Genomic DNA, 14,865 nt, shown 5'->3' with positions numbered 1-14,865 from the left:
CGCTCGACTTGCATGTGTTAGGCCTGCCGCCAGCGTTCAATCTGAGCCATGATCAAACTCTTCAATTTAAAGTTTGATGCTCAAAGAATTAAACTGTTTATTCGTAATGAATTAACTGTTAGTCACTCTTTAAGACTTGATAATTTTTAGCGTCTTTCGACGTTAAGATATCAGTGCTTATGAGTGCCCACACAGATTGTCTGATAAATTGTTAAAGAGCGTTGCCACCGTATTTCCGGGTGGCGCGGGCTGCGTATATTACGCTTCCCCGCTGCAGAGTCAAGCATTTATTTTCACTTAACTTTGCCTGACAGGCCGGTTTGTTTGCCGTTGTGCCGTGTCAGTGGAGGCGCATTATAGGGCCTAATCTGAAGCTGGCAAGTGTTTAATACGAAAAAATTATCGTTCGATTATTTTCCAGGCAAACTCCATCTCAAACCGTGATTATTGAATACTTTTTATACAAAAACAGGCCCCGCGAGGCCTGTTTTTATTATTTTTGTGATTTACTGCACTGCGACAATCGCGCCATCTTTAACTTTCAACTCAATTGTTTTCCCCGGAATCAACTCGCCCGATAAAATCTGTTGAGCAAGTGGGTTCTCGATCTGTTGCTGAATAGCCCGTTTCAACGGCCGCGCACCATAAACCGGGTCGTAGCCATTTTCACCAAGCATCGCCAGAGCTTCATCAGTGATATGAAGTTCATAGCCACGTTCTTCCAGGCGTTTATACAACCGCTGCAACTGAATATTCGCAATAGAAGCAATATGGCGCTCCGAAAGCGGATGGAACACAACCACCTCATCAATACGGTTGATAAACTCAGGCCTGAAGCTATGAGTCACTACGCCCATCACCAGCTCTTTCATATTGCCGTAATCAAGTTCCCCAAACCTTTCCTGGATTAAATCAGACCCCAGGTTTGAAGTCATGATGACCACAGTATTCCTGAAATCGACGGTTCTCCCCTGGCCATCAGTAAGACGCCCGTCATCCAATACCTGTAATAAGATATTGAATACATCAGGATGTGCCTTTTCGACTTCATCCAGCAAAATGACCGAATACGGACGGCGACGCACCGCTTCTGTCAAGTAGCCACCTTCTTCATAACCGACATATCCTGGAGGTGCCCCAACCAGGCGGGAAACCGAGTGTTTTTCCATAAACTCAGACATATCGATGCGCACCATGGCGTCATCACTATCAAACATAAAGTTCGCCAGTGATTTACACAGTTCTGTTTTCCCAACCCCTGTCGGGCCGAGGAACAAGAAAGAACCAATTGGACGATTAGGATCAGAAAGCCCTGCACGGCTACGGCGAATAGCATTCGAAACGGCCTGGACCGCTTCATCCTGGCCAATCACACGCTGATGCAGCTGTTCTTCCATACGCAACAGCTTATCCCGCTCGCTTTCCAACATGCGGGACACGGGGATCCCCGTCCAGCGAGCAAGTACCTCAGCAATTTCTGCATCAGTCACTTTATTACGCAACAAGCGCATCGTTTTACCTTCAGACTGCGTTGCTGCTGCCAGTTGTTTCTCCAGTTCGGGAATTTTACCGTACTGCAGTTCAGACATCCTTGCCAGGTCACCAGCACGACGAGCCTGGTCGATGGCAATTTTGGCCTGTTCTAATTCAGCCTTAATGGTTTGAGTACCGGACAACGACGCTTTTTCAGCTTTCCATTCTTCTTCCAGCTCTGCGTAGTCACGCTCTTTCTGAGATAACTCATCATTAAGCATTTCCAGACGCTTTTTACTGGCATCATCAGATTCTTTCAGTAACGCCTGCTGTTCCAGTTTCAGTTGAATGATTCTGCGGTCAAGACGATCCAGCTCTTCAGGTTTCGAGTCAATCTGCATACGAATGCTGGAAGCGGCTTCATCTATCAGGTCAATCGCTTTATCCGGCAACTGCCGGTCTGCAATATAACGATGTGACAACGTTGCTGCGGCAACAATGGCCGGGTCAGTAATTTGCACATGGTGATGCAATTCATAACGCTCTTTCAAACCACGCAAAATAGCGATGGTGTCTTCAACACTCGGTTGCGCGACAAATACTTTCTGGAAACGACGTTCCAGCGCAGCATCTTTTTCAATGTACTGGCGATATTCATCCAGTGTGGTAGCCCCAACGCAATGTAACTCACCACGGGCAAGTGCCGGTTTCAGCATATTTCCCGCATCCATTGCGCCATCGGCCTTACCAGCCCCCACCATTGTGTGTAATTCATCAATAAACAGAATGACGTTACCTTCCTGTTTGGACAGGTCATTCAGCACTGCTTTCAGCCGTTCTTCAAACTCGCCGCGGTATTTAGCGCCAGCCACCAGCGCCCCCATATCCAGCGCCAGAACACGGCGGCCTTTCAAGCCTTCAGGCACTTCGCCGTTAATAATACGTTGGGCAAGTCCTTCCACAATGGCGGTTTTACCCACACCAGGCTCACCAATCAATACTGGATTGTTTTTAGTACGGCGCTGCAATACCTGAATGGTTCGGCGAATTTCTTCATCACGGCCAATAACCGGATCAAGTTTGCCTTGTTCCGCACGTTCAGTCAGGTCAAGCGTATATTTTTTTAAGGCTTGCCGCTGGTCCTCGGCACCCTGATCGTTCACGTTTTCCCCTCCGCGAATTTGTTCAATCGCTTGTGTAATATTGGCAGTTGTTGCTCCAGCAGATTTCAGAATATCTGCCAGTGAACCACGCGACTCCAGCGCAGCCAAAACGAACAGTTCTGACGAAATAAAGTTATCGCCTCGTTTTTGCGCCAGTTTGTCGCACATGTTCAATACACGCACCAGATCCTGCGAAGGTTGAACATCGCCTCCGGTACCTTCAACCTGAGGTAGCCGGGATAGCGCATTTTCCATGGCGCTTTTAAGCTGAGTGGTATTAACGCCAGCAGAAGTCAGTAAAGGACGTACAGAACCCCCCTCCTGATTAAATAAAGCATTCATCAGGTGAAGCGGTTCGATAAATTGGTTGTCGTGCCCGAGAGCAAGAGACTGGGCATCAGCGAGAGCAAGCTGGAATTTGTTAGTAAGACGATCCAGACGCATAATTCCTCCCATAACAGGTCAAATTTGCTACTGGAGATTAAATGAGGTCATCCCTCAATTATTCAAGGTTAATGACCATAATTATGTTTGGGAAAAGTTACACGTTCCGGATCGTCTTGATTTAATAGGTTATATCAGCCAGACAAAACTTGCCATACGCCCGGTAGTCCTGTCGCGGCGATAAGAGAAGAACGTACTGGGTTCACTGAATGTGCAATGGTCACCGCCATATACCCGGGTAATACCCAGGTTTGCCAGGCGCTGGCGAGCCAGTTGGTAAATATCGGCGAAATATTTCTCACCCGCAGGCCTGAATGCCTGCTGTGCTTCCGGGGCCTTTTCCATAAATGCGGCCCGCACTTCCGGGCCAACTTCAAAGGCCTCAGGGCCAATCGCCGGGCCTAACCATGCGAGTAAATTGGCTGGTTTATCTTCAAAACAAGCAACGGTTGCCTCAATAACACCTTCACACAACCCACGCCAGCCAGCATGCGCCGCGGCCACTTCCGTACCCGCAGTATTGCACAATAAAACCGGCAAACAGTCTGCCGTCATAACAGCACACACTTTCCCTCTTTGCCGGGTATATACCGCATCTGCACGTTTATTCTCCCAGGGAGAATCCAAATTAAGGACATGCGTGCCATGAACTTGCTCAAGCCATTCGGGCTGAGCCGGCAAACCAGCTGCCGTATAAAAAATTTGCCTGTTGTGTTCCACATGCGCGGTATCATCACCACAGTGGGCGCCTAAATTCAGGCTCCCCCAGGGTGGCTGACTCACCCCACCAATTCGGGTACTACTGCACGCCATTACACCTTCGGGTAACGGCCATTGCGGGGTGATAATTTTGGTCATAACCAGTCCACTTGATCTTTGTAGGTTTCGAAATCGTCACGCATTACAGCAATAAGATCAATCATGTCTTGTGGAATAGGAGCATGCCATTCCATTTCTATACCGGAAATGGGGTGATACAAACGCAGCATGGTGGCATGCAACGCCTGCCTGTCAAATTTACGCAAGGTGTCAATAAATGCTTCGGAAGCACCTTTTGGTGGACGAGGGCGACCGCCATATAATGGATCACCCACCAGCGGGTGGCTGATATGTGCCATATGGACGCGAATCTGGTGAGTACGGCCAGTTTCCAGGCGCAGGCGCAGGCGGGTATGCACCCGGAACTGTTCCATAATCCGATAGTGCGTCACAGCATGTTTACCCATTGGGTGCACAGCCATATGAGTGCGCTTAGTAGGATGCCGGCTGATGGGTTCATTAACCAGACCGCCCGCGGTCATATGCCCAATTGCCACAGCTTCATATTCACGGGTAATTTCTCTGCGCTGCAGAGACTCAACCAGACGCGTCTGCGCCGGGACGGTTTTTGCGACCACCATCAACCCGGTGGTGTCTTTATCCAGGCGATGCACAATCCCTGCCCGAGGAACATCCACAATCGGCGGGTAATAATGCAGTAATGCGTTTAGAATAGTACCGTCCGGGTTACCAGCCCCCGGGTGAACCACCAAATCGCGCGGTTTATTAATAACGATGATGTCTTCATCTTCGTACACGATATCCAGCGGGATATCCTGCGGCTCGAAGCGCACTTCTTCTTCAATTTCCGCATTGATGGAAACCTGTTCCCCACCAAGCACTTTTTCTTTAGGCTTATCGCAAGCCAGGCCATTAATCTGAACGCGGCCCTGCAAAATCCACTCTTTTATTCGAGAACGGGAATAATCCGGGAACAATTCAGCCAAAGCCTGATCTAAGCGTTGACCGAGCTGAGTTTCGGATACCGTTGCAGTGAGTTGTACTAGTTGTGCCATATACAGCTTCTTTGTTTAACGTTGGGTTTTTACGGCTTTGCCGTTTAATATAGTGTGCTATTGTAGCTGGTCTTGACCGGAAGCTTCACGGAAAGTCTCCCGGAATAACATTTTGAGGAAAGCCAAAACGTCATGATGCGTATGAAATATCTGCTGGCAGCCGCCACACTGAGCCTTGCTCTGGCTGGTTGTTCCAGCTCCAAAGATGAGGTGCCTGATAATCCGCCTTCTGAAATTTACGCGACTGCTCAGCAAAAGCTGCAGGACGGTAACTGGAAAGCGGCGATAAAGCAACTTGAAGCGCTGGATAACCGTTATCCTTTTGGCCCATATTCGCAACAAGTTCAGTTGGATCTTATCTACGCCTATTATAAAAACGCAGACTTGCCGCTGGCACAGGCAGCTATTGACCGCTTCCTGCGCCTGAACCCCACGCATCCTAACATTGATTATGTGCTTTACATGCGTGGTCTGACCAACATGGCACTCGACGACAGCGCACTGCAAGGTTTCTTCGGTGTGGATCGTTCAGACCGTGACCCACAGCATGCACGTGATGCGTTCAACGATTTCTCTAAACTGGTACGTGGTTACCCGCACAGCCAGTATGCGAACGATGCAGAGAAACGGATGCTGTTCCTGAAAGACCGCCTGGCAAAATATGAGCTCTCCGTGGCGCAATATTACACCAAACGTGGAGCCTGGGTTGCTGTTGTTAACCGTGTGGAAGGTATGCTGAAAAACTACCAGGATACGCAGGCTACTCGTGATGCCCTGCCTCTGATGGAAAATGCCTACCGCAAAATGCAGCTGGACGCACAGGCAGATAAAGTAGCCAAAATTATTGCGTCAAACAGCCCGAACACCTGATTAGTGCTTCACACAAAAAACGGTAGCCACAGGCTGCCGTTTTTTTATGCTATTCACACACAGACTGTCACTTTTGCAGTTGTGTTATCCAGTCAACTATGGCGCTTTTTAGCGTATTCGACAAGGCCTAAATAGCCTCATCCTGTCCTGCCTCACAAAACACGTTAGATTGACAAAAAGTGACAAAATTACGTGATTTTACTCACGCATTTTGACATTCAGCGCGGTATGCTGAAATCACCAAGACGGAAAGACAAGAGGTAAATTTATGACAATGAACATTACCAGCAAACAAATGGAAATCACCCCAGCTATTCGCCAGCATGTCACCGAACGTCTCTCCAAACTGGACAAATGGCAAACGCATCTTATTAATCCGCATATTATTTTGTCCAAAGAACCTAAGGGTTTTGTTGCAGATGCAACCATCAACACACCGAATGGGCATCTGGTGGCCAGCGCAAAACATGAAGATATGTACGCCGCCATTAATGAACTGATAACGAAGCTGGAGCGCCAACTGAATAAGGTACAGCACAAAAGTGAAGCCCGCCGGGCCGATGCTTCAGTTAAAGATGTGATCAGTGCTGAAGAAGCGTGATACATCGCAGATACATTCTCTAACGCGCCTTCGGGCGCGTTTTTTATTGACAGAACGAAAACTCTGCGGGTACTTTACTTGTATCACTTTCAGAGAAACTTACATGAAACAACGTCTGTTCTTCTTCGCATTCTTCTTTATCTTCCCCATCTCGGGGGGGCGATTCGTCATATAAGAAGCACGCGAAGACGAATAAGCAGGCCTCCCCAAACCGGGAGGCCTTTTTTATGGCTAACAAAAAGGTTGAGTTATGACTCCGGAAAATCCATTACTGGCCCTGCGGGACAAAATCAGCGCAGTTGATGAGAAGCTGCTGGATCTCCTGTCTGAGCGTAAAGCGCTGGCGGTGGAAGTAGGTAAAGCGAAACTGGCAACACACCGGCCTGTGCGCGACATTGACAGGGAAAAAGATTTGCTTGAGCGCCTGATTATTCTGGGTAAACAAAAGCAACTCGACGCACATTATATTACCCGCCTGTTTCAATTGATCATTGAAGACTCCGTTCTTACCCAGCAAGCCCTTCTGCAACAAAGCCTGAACAAAACGAACCCACACACCGCACGTATCTCTTTCCTTGGACCCAAAGGTTCCTGGTCGCACCTGGCTTCCCGCCAGTATGCTGCACGCCATTTTGAAGAGTTTGTTGAGTGTGGTTGCAATAAATTTCAGGATATTTTCAACCAGGTCGAAACAGGCCAGGCAGACTACGCCGTTGTTCCACTGGAAAACACCAGTTCAGGCGCAATCAATGATGTTTATGATTTGCTGCAACACACCAACCTGTCTATTGTGGGCGAACTGACACTGCCTATTGACCATTGTGTACTGGTATCCACAACAACGGACCTTGATACAATCAAAACCGTTTACAGCCACCCACAACCCTTTCAGCAATGCAGCCAGTTCATCAACCGCTACCCGCACTGGAATATTGAATATTGTGAGAGCACTGCAGCGGCAATGGAAAAAGTGGCCCAGTCTTCAGACCCTTCTGTCGCAGCTCTGGGAAGTGAACCTGGCGGCGCTTTATACGGGCTGCAAGTACTGGAACGCAATCTCGCGAACCAGAAGCAAAATATTACCCGCTTTGTCGTTCTGGCCCGCAAACCTGTAAACGTTTCTGACCAGGTCCCGGCCAAAACCACACTGCTGATGGCTACCGGGCAACAGGCAGGCGCGCTGGTTGAAGCACTGTTGGTGCTGCGCAACCACAACCTGATTATGACCAGGCTGGAGTCCCGCCCGATTCACGGTAACCCGTGGGAAGAAATGTTTTACCTGGATATTCAGGCCAACCTGCAATCCAGCGCTATGCAACATGCTCTGGCTGAGCTGGAAAGCATCACCCGTTACCTGAAAGTCCTGGGATGCTACCCCAGCGAAAATGTAATTCCAGTTGAACCGGCATAGCCGTCTTTCGCCAGTGGAACAGCACACTGCTAGCCCGCAAAACGGGTTGCAGCTATCCCTTCCACATCCACCGGCAAGGTGAAAATAGCGCCAGATAAGGGGTACTCAGCCTGCCCCTCGTCACTCATATTTTCCCGGGTGGTGGTAATAAACAACGTGCGCATATCCGCACCACCAAAGCAGACCATAGTAGGCATAGGTACCGGCAGGCGCACTTCCAGTAACTGTTCCCCCTGTGGTGAAAAGCGGGCAATACGGCTGCCGCCATGAAATGCACTCCAGTAGCACCCTTCGGCATCCACAGCAGCACCATCCGGTAGCCCCTCTTCTGGGGTGAAATTACGGAATACCCGGCGCACACCAGGACCGCCCTGCTCATCTATTCTGCTCTGGTAAATCACGCGGTTAGGTGAATCTGAGTTATACATGTATTCACCCGATGGGCTGAACGCCAGCCCATTAGCACCCTGCAAATCACACTGAATTACTTGTGATTGCAAAGCGTCGTCAACACGCACCAATAACGCACCATTGAAATCACCTGGCGCCCAAAAGGTTCCGGCATAAAAGTTGCCCTGGCGGTCTGTACCACCATCGTTAAACCGTGCAAGTTGTGGGTTATTGGGGTTATCACACACTTTGTGCAGCAAAATACCCGTTGCGTTACTCAACCAGATACCACTACGCATTGCCACAATAAAACCACCAGACTGGCGCAAAGCAAAACAACCAACTTCTTCAGGAAAACGAATAACACGATGCTGGTGCGATGATAACTGGAAACAATGAATTTCCTGCTCCAGGATATCAGTCCAGTACAGAGATCCTGCTTGCTCATCCCACACCGGGCTTTCCGGCAAGTGCCCGATATAATCCAGTAACAGTTCTGGCGTCCCCATGGTTTCCCCCAAAATAAAAAAGCCAGCAGATTTACCCTGCTGGCTTTCAAGTATAAAACCTGTTTTGCTTATTGGCGGTTATCGTTAGCCTGGCGTAACAAATTTCGGCTTTCTGCCTGGAAATGTTTCGCGTAATCACCAAACCAGTGTTCAACTTTACGGAAACTGTCAATAAAGGCCTGTTTGTCGCCATGCTCTATCAGGCTCAACGCCTCACCAAAGCGCTGATAGTAACGCTTGATAAGTGCCAGATTATTCCCGGAAGACATAATGATATCCGCATACAATTGCGGGTCCTGGGCAAACAAGCGCCCGACCATTGCCAGCTCAAGCCGGTATATAGGCGAAGACAGCGCCAGCAGCTGATCAAGCTGAACATTCTCTTCAGCCAGATGCAGGCCATAAGCAAACGTTGCGAAATGGCGCAACGCCTGAATAAAGGCCATATTCTGGTCATGCTCAACCGCGCTGATGCGGTGTATGCGCGCACCCCAAACCTGGATTTGTTCAAGGAACCATTGATACGCTTCCGGTTGGCGCCCATCGCACCACACAACAACTTGTTTAGCGAGGCTGCCAGTATCCGGGCCAAACATGGGATGCAGCCCCAAAACAGGCCCGGAGTGAGCAGCCAGCATCGCCTGCAGCGGAGAATTCTTCACCGAAGCAAGATCGACCAGAATACAATCCTGTGGCAGCGGCGGAAGCTGGTTAATCACCTGCTCGGTCAAATGAATGGGCACGCTGACAATAACCATTCCGGCATCATGCAACAGCGTTTCAGCCTGCGGCCAGTCTCCTTGTTCCAGAATTCTCACCTGGTAACCGGACAACACCAGCAGTTTTTCAAACAACCGCCCCATTTGCCCTGCGCCACCGATAATCACCACAGGCCGCAACCCTGGCATCAGTGTTTTAAAGCCTTTATCGTTCTCGCTGGAATAAGACTCGCGCATCACCCGACGTAACACGTCCTCGATCAGATCCGGTGGTACCCCAAGCGTTTCAGCTTCATGGCGACGCGAGGCCAACATGGACGCCTCCCGCTCTGGAACATAAATCGGCAACCCATAACGGCTCTTTACTTCTCCGACTTCAGCTACCAGTTCAAGGCGACGCGCCAGTAATCCGAGTAACGCTTTATCCACTTCATCAATTTGATCGCGCAGTGCAGTCAGTTCTGCAACCATTCATTTGTCCTCTTAAGCCTGGCGTGCAGCGATATGCTCACGAAGATCTTCATGAATATCACACAGCAGCGCCTCGGTCGTTTCCCAACTAATGCAGGCATCAGTTACGGAAACCCCGTATTTCATTTCGTTGCGGGGCTGTTCTGATGACTGGTTGCCTTCGAATAAGTTACTTTCAATCATCAGGCCAATAATAGAACGGTTGCCATCCTTGATCTGGGCGACAGCCGATTCAGCAACCCCGGTTTGACGGCGGAAATCTTTGTTTGAGTTGCCATGGCTGCAATCTATCATCAGAGATGGACGGAGTCCCGCCTTCTGCATCTCTTTTTCGCATTGAGCAACATCTTCAGGACCGTAGTTTGGTGCTTTACCACCGCGTAAAATAACATGCCCGTCCGGGTTACCCTGGGTTTGCAACAGGCAAACCTGGCCTGCCTGGTTAATCCCCATAAACCGGTGCTGCATAGAAGCGGCACGCATTGCATTGATTGCGGTAGCCAGGCTGCCATCAGTCCCATTTTTAAAGCCAACCGGCATAGACAGCCCTGAAGCCATTTCACGGTGAGTTTGCGACTCAGTTGTACGGGCACCAATAGCAGACCAACTGAACAGATCACCCAGGTATTGCGGGCTGTTTGGATCCAGTGCTTCTGTTGCCAGTGGTAAGCCCATACCAACCAGTTCTACCAGCAAGTGACGAGCAATTTTCAGGCCGGCTTCCACGTCAAATGAACCATCCATATGCGGATCGTTGATTAAGCCTTTCCAGCCAACGGTAGTACGCGGTTTTTCAAAATAGACACGCATCACCAGATACAAGCTATCGCCGACTTGTTCTGAGAGCGTTTTAAAACGACGGGCGTATTCAATTGCCGCTTCGGGATCATGAATAGAGCAAGGGCCACACACCACTAACAAGCGCGGATCGCGCCCGGCAATAATATCTGCAATGGTCTTACGAGATTCAGACACTTGAGCTTCCTGTTCTGCAGTCAGTGGAAACTGCGCTTTGAGTTGATCAGGCGTAATCAAGATTTGTTCATCAGCGATGTTGATATTATTCAGCGTGTCTTTTTGCATGGTGGAAGTCCTGTTAAAACGAAGTTTGCGATATTTTCCCCGAAAGGCGCGTTAACCTTACCACAGTGGGTAAAGATTTCAATCCAAAATACGTAAACATTAATTTACACCATCAATTTTATTGCCATTAAACCGGGATAATCACCATATAAATGTAAACTTAAAATTACACTATTAAAAAACACTTCGCTAACACACTGATCTCACGTCACTCTGCATGGCACGTATTTACGGCAGAAAAACAGTTTTTTTCTGAGCTGATAAACCAGGAAAAAACCATATGGTGAATAAACACGCTATTTCCGGACTGGCGCAAGGTCAGAAGGAACAAACGTGCCCAGAACCAACCTCACTACCGAAGGCCTGGGTGACAAATACCCGGTAGCCAGTAACGCAACTCGCGAAGGGCGTGCGAAAAACCGCCATGTAGCTGTGGTGATTATGGCTCCTTAATTGATCCGCTTGTTTAATTAAACATTCGTAAACAGGTGAATCGTTTCATACTCCAGTTGTCTAATTATCATATTCATAACTAAAACAGGCTGATTAGCGGTAAGTTCTTCTTCACGCGCCACACTGTTTCATGTCACTGGAGAATGCATGTTTTCAGGCTTCAAAAAATCCTTCCTTCACCCAAGAAACTGGCTAACCTGGCTGGGTCTGGGTATTTTGTGGGCAATGGTTCAGCTTCCGTATCCGGTTATAGCCTGCATTGGCCGGTTGTTGGGTAAAGCGTCTCGCCCATTTCTGAAGCGCCGTGAAAAAATCGCCAGGCGTAACATTGAATTGTGTTTCCCAGAAATGAGTTCGGTTGAAAAAGAAAAGCTTATCGACGACAACTTTATTTCTCTTGGCATGGGGCTGGTTGAAACAGGCATGGCATGGTTTTGGCGCGATTCACGAGTGAGAAAATGGTTTGATGTGGAAGGCTACGAACACCTTGACCAGGCAATGAGCACCGGAAAAGGCGTAATCGCGATAGGTGTTCACTTCATGTCACTTGAGTTGGGCGGCAGAGTGATGGGGTTGTGCCGGCCAATGATGGCGACATACCGGCCTCATAACAGTCCTTTAATGGAGTGGGTACAAACCAAAGGCCGCTTGCGGTCAAATAAAGCAATGATAGACAGGCGAAACCTGAAAGGCCTGGTCAACGCACTGAAAAGCGGGGAAGCGGTATGGTTTGCGCCAGACCAGGATTACGGCCCGAAAGGCAGTGTCTTTGCCCCATTTTTCTCAGTACCGGATGCCGCCACCACCAATGGTACCTATGCAGTTTCCCAACTTTCCCGTTCTGCGATGCTGACTATCACCATGGTTCGTAAACCCGGCCATGCCGGTTACCGCCTGCATATCAGCAAAGCCTTTGATGACTACCCGGAAGGCAAGATACAGGCAGCCAGGTACATCAACAAAGTTATAGAGCAAGAGATCCTGCGTGCACCCGGGCAGTATTTGTGGGTACACCGGCGTTTTAAAACTCGCCCGGAAGGCGCCGCTCAGCTCTATTCGTAACCTGAGGAGCAACGGCAAGATTATGCCAAATCCGGCTATTGAAAGCGGTTTAATCAATAAATGGGTTACCAGAGGGTAATAGCAATAAGTATGGCAAAGAAAAAGGGGCTGGCATAATGCCAACCCCTTGTTTTCTATTAACTTTAAGATGACGCTTGCGCGTGTACTTAGTTAAGACGCTCTTTGATACGAGCAGATTTACCAGTACGTTCACGCAGGTAGTACAGTTTAGCTTTACGAACGGCACCACGGCGTTTGACGTTGATAGAATCAACAACCGGTGAGTGAGTCTGGAATACACGCTCAACACCTTCGCCGTTGGAAATTTTACGAACAGTGAATGCAGAGTGCAGACCGCGGTTACGGATAGCGATAACCACGCCCTCGAATGCCTGCAGACGTTTTTTAGAACCTTCAACAACCCATACTTTCACTTCCACGGTATCGCCCGGACGGAAGGAAGGTACGTCCTGCTTCATCTGCTCTTGTTCAATTTGCTTGATAATGTTGCTCATAATTTAATCTCTTATCCTGGGTAAACTGATGTTTCGGGTGGCAGCCTATGCTTCGCCATTCCCATCATGTTTATGTTGCTGCTTATGTTCCCGCTGGAACTCCGCCAGCAACTTTGCTTGCTCTTCAGTCAGAGCCAGGTTTTCCAGAAGTTCAGGTCTTCTAAGCCAGGTGCGACCCAGCGACTGTTTCAAACGCCAGCGGCGAATCTCAGCATGATTACCCGACAGTAACACTGGCGGTACTTCCATGCCTTCCAAAACCTCAGGCCGGGTATAATGTGGGCAATCCAGAAACCCATCCGCAAATGAATCTTCATTTGCTGACGCTTCATGACCCAGTACACCAGGAACAAACCGGGCAACGGAATCAATTAACGTCATGGCGGGTAACTCACCACCACTGAGCACGTAATCACCGATAGACCATTCTTCGTCAATCTCGGTTTGTATAACGCGCTCATCAATACCTTCGTACCGGCCACAAACCAGAATCAACTTCTCATTTGTTGCCAGTTCACTGACGCCAGCTTGATCAAGCTTGCGCCCCTGAGGTGACAGATAGATCACCTTAGCGCCTTCACCTGCCGCGGCTTTGGCTGCATTGATGGCATCCCGCAAGGGTTGAACCATCATCAGCATCCCAGGCCCGCCACCATAAGGACGATCGTCCACAGTACGGTGCCTGTCATGCGTGAAGTCACGAGGACTCCAGCTTTCGATGCTGAGCAGGCCATTTTTTACAGCCCGACCAGTTACCCCGAAATCGGTAATCGCGCGAAACATCTCGGGAAACAGGCTAATTATGCCAATCCACATAGCGCTGTTATTACCGCATTATCCGGTGGTTAAAAACCAGGATCCCAATCTACTTCAATAGTTTGAGTAGTGAGATCGACTTTCTTGATAACCTGCCCGTCCAGGAACGGAACCAACCGCTCCTTGACACCAAATGCATCTTTCAGGTTTGCCTTAATGACGAGAACGTCATTCGACCCGGTTTCCATCATATCAATGACTTTACCCAGGCTATAACCTTCCGTTGTGACTACCTGGCAGCCCATCAGGTCTTTCCAGTAATAATCACCATCTTCCAGTTGCGGCAACTGCGACGAATCCACGACAATTTCGCAATTAGTCAGTAAATTCGCGGCATCACGGTCATCAACACCTTTCAGTTTGATGACAACATCCTGATTGTGGTAGCGCCAGCTTTCCAGCTCAACAACTTGCCACTGACCCGCCTTCTGGATAAACCAGGGCTGATAGTCAAAAATGCTTTCGGTCTCTTCAGTGGAAGAAAACATTCTGAGCCAACCACGAATACCGTAGGGAGACCCCATTTTCCCCAGAACTATGGGTTCAGCGGGCGTTGATACGGTTTGTTGCTTGCTCATCATGACCACCGCGACAGATTAAGCTGCTTGTTTTACTGATTTGATCAGCGCAGCAACGCGATCAGATACAGTTGCGCCCTGGCCAACCCAGTGAGCGATACGATCCAGATCCAGGCGTGAGCCTTCTTCTTTTTCGCTAGCCAGCGGGTTGAAGAAACCAACGCGCTCAATGAAGCGACCGTTGCGCGCATTACGGCTGTCAGCAACGACAACCTGGTAGAACGGACGCTTTTTAGCGCCGTGACGTGCTAAACGAATAGTTACCATAACATCCTCTTGAGTTAATAAAACAACCGGGCTCCATCGAGGAACGGAGCCCGGTGTCATATAAAAAGCCCGAAAATTTTACTCATTTCTGCGTAAAAATCAATTCAATTTACGGGTTGTGTGGCCGCGGTGCAGTGCAATTCCAGCTACACCGGCGTTCAGCTAACACCCTGGCAACACAATGCCAGCCAGCCAAACGTTGGCT

The 14,865-nt window shown here is 49.1% G+C and carries 15 protein-coding genes, 1 rRNA gene and 1 other annotated feature; of the genes, 5 read left to right on the top strand and 11 right to left on the bottom strand.

The genetic code is table 11. The features are described from left to right. The 4 genes from DT73_RS03750 to rluD form a co-directional block, all read right to left on the bottom strand. Positions 1–68: ribosomal RNA gene (locus DT73_RS03750) — 16S ribosomal RNA — on the bottom strand; the annotation flags it as partial. 438 nt (positions 69–506) lie between these two features. Further along, entirely contained in the window at positions 507–3,080 is a 2,574-nt protein-coding gene (gene clpB, locus DT73_RS03745; protein ID WP_036104076.1) for an ATP-dependent chaperone ClpB, read from the bottom strand. Between the two features lie 129 nt (positions 3,081–3,209). Then, positions 3,210–3,938 carry a purine nucleoside phosphorylase YfiH gene (gene yfiH / locus DT73_RS03740; RefSeq protein ID WP_036104074.1) on the bottom strand — a complete coding sequence of 243 codons (729 nt, stop codon included), beginning with the start codon at positions 3,936–3,938 and terminating at the stop codon, positions 3,210–3,212. Further along, positions 3,935–4,915 carry a 23S rRNA pseudouridine(1911/1915/1917) synthase RluD gene (gene rluD, locus DT73_RS03735; RefSeq protein WP_036104071.1) on the bottom strand — a complete coding sequence of 327 codons (981 nt, stop codon included), beginning with the start codon at positions 4,913–4,915 and terminating at the stop codon, positions 3,935–3,937. The genes yfiH and rluD overlap by 4 nt, the downstream gene beginning before the upstream one ends. Before the next feature lie 132 nt (positions 4,916–5,047). Between rluD and bamD the strand changes: the two genes are divergently transcribed. The 4 genes from bamD to pheA all read left to right on the top strand — a co-directional run bounded on the left by bamD (position 5,048) and on the right by pheA (position 7,797). Then, positions 5,048–5,785 (top strand): outer membrane protein assembly factor BamD, encoded by a 738-nt coding sequence (bamD, locus tag DT73_RS03730; protein WP_036104069.1) that lies wholly within the window; start codon positions 5,048–5,050, stop codon positions 5,783–5,785. A 268-nt stretch (positions 5,786–6,053) separates the two neighbouring features. Next, on the top strand, positions 6,054–6,386 hold the full coding sequence (gene raiA, locus DT73_RS03725; RefSeq protein ID WP_036104065.1) for a ribosome-associated translation inhibitor RaiA: 333 nt from the start codon (positions 6,054–6,056) through the stop codon (positions 6,384–6,386). A gap of 102 nt (positions 6,387–6,488) precedes the next feature. After that, positions 6,489–6,615 (top strand) — a sequence feature (Phe leader region). Then, positions 6,490–6,561 carry a pheA operon leader peptide PheL gene (pheL, locus tag DT73_RS26540; RefSeq protein ID WP_197499305.1) on the top strand — a complete coding sequence of 24 codons (72 nt, stop codon included), beginning with the start codon at positions 6,490–6,492 and terminating at the stop codon, positions 6,559–6,561. (Overlaps the previous feature by 72 nt.) A 21-nt stretch (positions 6,616–6,636) precedes the next feature. Continuing rightward, positions 6,637–7,797: a bifunctional chorismate mutase/prephenate dehydratase gene (pheA, locus tag DT73_RS03720; protein WP_036104061.1), complete on the top strand. Its 1,161-nt coding sequence runs from the start codon at positions 6,637–6,639 to the stop codon at positions 7,795–7,797. A gap of 29 nt (positions 7,798–7,826) precedes the next feature. Here the strand turns inward: pheA and DT73_RS03715 are convergent, their stop codons facing one another. The 3 genes from DT73_RS03715 to DT73_RS03705 all read right to left on the bottom strand — a co-directional run bounded on the left by DT73_RS03715 (position 7,827) and on the right by DT73_RS03705 (position 10,969). Beyond that, on the bottom strand, positions 7,827–8,696 hold the full coding sequence (locus tag DT73_RS03715) for an SMP-30/gluconolactonase/LRE family protein (RefSeq protein WP_036104059.1): 870 nt from the start codon (positions 8,694–8,696) through the stop codon (positions 7,827–7,829). A 68-nt stretch (positions 8,697–8,764) separates the two neighbouring features. Continuing rightward, entirely contained in the window at positions 8,765–9,886 is a 1,122-nt protein-coding gene (gene tyrA, locus DT73_RS03710; RefSeq protein WP_036104056.1) for a bifunctional chorismate mutase/prephenate dehydrogenase, read from the bottom strand. Between the two features lie 12 nt (positions 9,887–9,898). After that, positions 9,899–10,969, bottom strand: a complete 1,071-nt coding sequence (locus DT73_RS03705; protein WP_036104053.1) for a 3-deoxy-7-phosphoheptulonate synthase — start codon at positions 10,967–10,969, stop codon at positions 9,899–9,901. Positions 10,970–11,569: 600 nt separating this feature from the next. Between DT73_RS03705 and lpxP the strand changes: the two genes are divergently transcribed. Then, entirely contained in the window at positions 11,570–12,484 is a 915-nt protein-coding gene (gene lpxP, locus DT73_RS03700; RefSeq protein WP_036104050.1) for a kdo(2)-lipid IV(A) palmitoleoyltransferase, read from the top strand. 167 nt (positions 12,485–12,651) lie between these two features. On the opposite strand, the gene rplS is transcribed toward lpxP, so the two are convergent. From rplS to rpsP, 4 genes are read right to left on the bottom strand one after another with little or no spacing between them, the layout of a single operon-like run. After that, entirely contained in the window at positions 12,652–12,999 is a 348-nt protein-coding gene (gene rplS / locus DT73_RS03695) for a 50S ribosomal protein L19 (RefSeq protein ID WP_036104048.1), read from the bottom strand. 45 nt (positions 13,000–13,044) lie between these two features. Next, entirely contained in the window at positions 13,045–13,815 is a 771-nt protein-coding gene (gene trmD, locus DT73_RS03690; RefSeq protein WP_036104045.1) for a tRNA (guanosine(37)-N1)-methyltransferase TrmD, read from the bottom strand. Positions 13,816–13,844: 29 nt separating this feature from the next. Further along, the gene (gene rimM, locus DT73_RS03685) at positions 13,845–14,393 is read right to left on the bottom strand and encodes a ribosome maturation factor RimM (protein ID WP_036104043.1); all 549 of its coding nucleotides are present in this window, start codon (positions 14,391–14,393) and stop codon (positions 13,845–13,847) included. An 18-nt stretch (positions 14,394–14,411) separates the two neighbouring features. After that, positions 14,412–14,660, bottom strand: a complete 249-nt coding sequence (gene rpsP, locus DT73_RS03680) for a 30S ribosomal protein S16 (RefSeq protein WP_036104040.1) — start codon at positions 14,658–14,660, stop codon at positions 14,412–14,414. Positions 14,661–14,865 lie beyond the last annotated feature (205 nt).

It is taken from the genome of Mangrovibacter sp. MFB070 (assembly GCF_000705335.1).
Taxonomy (GTDB): Bacteria; Pseudomonadota; Gammaproteobacteria; order Enterobacterales; family Enterobacteriaceae; genus Mangrovibacter; species Mangrovibacter plantisponsor.
Note: the sequence above shows the minus strand (reverse complement) of the source record. Positions and strands in the feature narration are given on the sequence as shown.

Excerpts from the sequence above, each read along its gene's own strand:
- clpB (WP_036104076.1), bottom strand. The coding sequence starts at position 3,080 with ATGCGTCTGGATCGTCTTACTAACAAATTCCAGCTTGCTCTCGCTGAT.
- yfiH (WP_036104074.1), bottom strand. The coding sequence starts at position 3,938 with ATGACCAAAATTATCACCCCGCAATGGCCGTTACCCGAAGGTGTAATG.
- rluD (WP_036104071.1), bottom strand. The coding sequence starts at position 4,915 with ATGGCACAACTAGTACAACTCACTGCAACGGTATCCGAAACTCAGCTC.
- bamD (WP_036104069.1), top strand. The coding sequence starts at position 5,048 with ATGATGCGTATGAAATATCTGCTGGCAGCCGCCACACTGAGCCTTGCT.
- raiA (WP_036104065.1), top strand. The coding sequence starts at position 6,054 with ATGACAATGAACATTACCAGCAAACAAATGGAAATCACCCCAGCTATT.
- pheA (WP_036104061.1), top strand. The coding sequence starts at position 6,637 with ATGACTCCGGAAAATCCATTACTGGCCCTGCGGGACAAAATCAGCGCA.
- DT73_RS03715 (WP_036104059.1), bottom strand. The coding sequence starts at position 8,696 with ATGGGGACGCCAGAACTGTTACTGGATTATATCGGGCACTTGCCGGAA.
- tyrA (WP_036104056.1), bottom strand. The coding sequence starts at position 9,886 with ATGGTTGCAGAACTGACTGCACTGCGCGATCAAATTGATGAAGTGGAT.
- DT73_RS03705 (WP_036104053.1), bottom strand. The coding sequence starts at position 10,969 with ATGCAAAAAGACACGCTGAATAATATCAACATCGCTGATGAACAAATC.
- lpxP (WP_036104050.1), top strand. The coding sequence starts at position 11,570 with ATGTTTTCAGGCTTCAAAAAATCCTTCCTTCACCCAAGAAACTGGCTA.
- rplS (WP_036104048.1), bottom strand. The coding sequence starts at position 12,999 with ATGAGCAACATTATCAAGCAAATTGAACAAGAGCAGATGAAGCAGGAC.
- trmD (WP_036104045.1), bottom strand. The coding sequence starts at position 13,815 with ATGTGGATTGGCATAATTAGCCTGTTTCCCGAGATGTTTCGCGCGATT.
- rimM (WP_036104043.1), bottom strand. The coding sequence starts at position 14,393 with ATGAGCAAGCAACAAACCGTATCAACGCCCGCTGAACCCATAGTTCTG.
- rpsP (WP_036104040.1), bottom strand. The coding sequence starts at position 14,660 with ATGGTAACTATTCGTTTAGCACGTCACGGCGCTAAAAAGCGTCCGTTC.